3 protein-coding genes are annotated in these 2,545 nt (G+C 29.1%); 2 read left to right on the top strand and 1 reads right to left on the bottom strand.

Features of this window, described 5'->3' with window-relative positions; genetic code table 11:
• Window positions 1-116: 116 nt before the first annotated feature.
• The gene (locus BT151_RS18295; RefSeq protein ID WP_072403811.1) at window positions 117-1,139 is read left to right on the top strand and encodes a hypothetical protein; all 1,023 of its coding nucleotides are present in this window, start codon (window positions 117-119) and stop codon (window positions 1,137-1,139) included.
• A 554-nt stretch (window positions 1,140-1,693) separates the two neighbouring features.
• On the top strand, window positions 1,694-1,951 hold the full coding sequence (locus tag BT151_RS18290; RefSeq protein WP_072403810.1) for a hypothetical protein: 258 nt from the start codon (window positions 1,694-1,696) through the stop codon (window positions 1,949-1,951).
• Here BT151_RS18290 and BT151_RS18285 read toward each other — a convergent pair.
• A complete protein-coding gene (locus tag BT151_RS18285; protein ID WP_072403809.1) occupies window positions 1,929-2,255 on the bottom strand; it encodes a hypothetical protein in 327 nt (108 codons plus the stop codon). The two genes, BT151_RS18290 and BT151_RS18285, sit on opposite strands and share 23 nt — an antisense overlap.
• Between the last annotated feature and the right edge of the window lie 290 nt (window positions 2,256-2,545).

The following is a 2,545-nucleotide window of genomic DNA, read 5'->3' as shown; positions in this document are numbered from 1 at the left end:
TGCTTAATCAAGAGTTAGTGCAATTTTGTTACGTCTGATTTTCCTATCGGAAAATCCTCGCACACAAAACCGCACTATTCTTATACAAGACCGTTGTAAGTCATTAAAACAAACCAATGAACAAAACAATAAACATTCAGAAAAACTTAATAATATTTGGAATTCCATTACTGATTTTAATACTAATGTTTCTGATTACTAAATCGTCATTGTTTCAAATGAATCCCGATTATTTAGCAATTGGAATTACATTTGACCTTTTATTGACTGTACCTTTTATTTATTTCCTGCTGATTAGAAAAACCAACATTCCGAAAACGACTGTTGTTCCATTTATAATTCTTGGAGTAGTTCTTTGCTCAATAATACTTCCTTCAGAAAACCAACAATACTTAAATCTTTTTAAGACTTGGATACTTCCAATTATTGAGTTATCTGTTTTATCATATGTAATTTACAATGTAAGAAAAGGAATAAAATCTTATAAACAAAAAAAAGACCTTTCCTTTGATTTTTTTACAACTTTAAAAAATACCTGCTATGAAATACTTCCTAAAAATGTTGTAATTCCTGTAGTAACAGAAACTGCTGTTTTTTATTATGGTTTTATCTACTGGAAAAAAAGAGAATTAAAAGAAAATGAATTCTCATACCATAAAGATAGCGGAACAATAACTTTGCTAATAGCAATTATATTTATCATTGCAATTGAAACAGTCGTATTACATATTCTACTAACAAAATGGAGCAGTCTTGCTGCTTGGATTTTGACTTTTTTGAGTATTTATTCTGGAATTCAAATTTTTGGATTTGTAAAGTCAATGTTTAAAAGACCAATATCAATTGAGAACAACAAACTATTTCTTCGATATGGGATTATGAATGAAACAACTATTGAATTAAAAAAAATTGACAATATAGAAATTTCATCAAAAGATATAGAACTGAATAAAGAAACACGAAAACTTTCATTTTTAGGAGATTTGGAAAGTCACAATATTATTATTCATTTAAAAGAAGAGAACGAATTGATTGGGCTTTATGGAATAAAAAGAGGGTACAAGAATTTAGCATTATATGTGGATAATAAAGTGGAATTTAAGAATCGAATTAATAACGCCTTACAACACCGTGTATAATTAATTGCTTGGTTTTAGACAATTTACGAAAGTCCTCGCGGACTTTCTATCTGTGTTTTATTTGCTACTTTAGTGCTTAAAACACGCAACTAACCATACACAAACACGTTGTAAACAATTGCTCCGAAAAATTTTATGCTAAAAATAAACTGACCAAAACCCTTAATTTAAAACCAATCTTTACGCCGACTGTTAGCCAGAAACGGAAAATAAAACTAGCGGATTTCTACAAATTTTCGGATTTTAAAACGAAATAAAAAAATCGAATTTTGCGGATTTAAAAACCTAAAATAATATCTGACTGACCAAAGCAGTTCGCAACTGTTGCGTCGGACTTTACTCAGTCTGAGAAAAATTAAAGCGAAATAAATCGTGATTACTCAAATGTGTCACAACTGATTTACAACATTGTATAAAAATAATGCGTAGTTTAGTACTTAATCAAAAGTTAGTGCTTTTTTTGTTAGCTTCTGATTTTCCTTCGGAAAATCCTCGCACACAAAACCGCACTATTCTTATACGTAACGTTGTGTGTAATGTAAAAAACGCAACTAATGGAGAAACCAACTTATGAGGAATTAGAAAAGAAAGTAAAACAACTTGAAGTAGAAAAGGAACTGATTCACTCAACTCTTGCTAAATATTTACAAGATTTAAATCATGATATTTTAGGATTATTAATAGGTATAGATGCACCTTTCAATTTAGAAAAGTACTTCGGACATCCGAACCAAACATTTGATTGGGAAAACCCAAACTCTAAATATTACAAAAACCGATATGTAAAAACTATTGGACAGGTAGGCTCTTAATCAACTCATCGGTTTTTTTGTATAAGTCAAGATATAGTTTAAAAACGTAAGTATCTAAATTAGGATTGACATATTTTAAATTACCATCAGAATCTGTAAGGATATAATTTGTAGGTGGATATTTTTGCATAAACTCATTTTTTAATGGAGCATCAATTAAAATATCCTTTAAAGTCCCTAAAGAATTTTTATAATTATCTTTTTGTTCGTTGAATATAGTTTCAAGTTCTTCAATAGCGGAATCAAAAAGTTCTTGAACTTCTTTTAAATGCGTTTCATAGATATTTTCAGGGGTTTCTGACATAATATAAAATTTTGACTAAATTTAAAGAATTAATTAGAATTAAAAACATCAACTGAAATAAAAACACTACACACAACACCGTATAAAAATAATTGCTAAATTAGTGCTTAACCAAAGGTCGTTGCTGTTTTGCTACTTCTGATTTTCCTGCGGAAAATCCTCGCACACAAAACCGCAACTATTCTTATACAAAACCGTTGTAGCACATTTGAGAAAACGAAATGCAGAAATTAATAATAATCATTTTCATTCTAATTTACAATCTGAATTTCGGACAGGAAAAAGTATAT

The organism is Flaviramulus basaltis (genome assembly GCF_900114265.1).
Lineage (GTDB): Bacteria > Bacteroidota > Bacteroidia > Flavobacteriales > Flavobacteriaceae > Flaviramulus > Flaviramulus basaltis.
Note: the sequence above shows the minus strand (reverse complement) of the source record. Positions and strands in the feature narration are given on the sequence as shown.

What these genes read in the sequence shown, in the direction of transcription:
- BT151_RS18290 (WP_072403810.1), top strand. Translation starts at nt 1,694, where the DNA reads ATGGAGAAACCAACTTATGAGGAATTAGAAAAGAAAGTAAAACAACTT.
- BT151_RS18295 (WP_072403811.1), top strand. Translation starts at nt 117, where the DNA reads ATGAACAAAACAATAAACATTCAGAAAAACTTAATAATATTTGGAATT.
- BT151_RS18285 (WP_072403809.1), bottom strand. Translation starts at nt 2,255, where the DNA reads ATGTCAGAAACCCCTGAAAATATCTATGAAACGCATTTAAAAGAAGTT.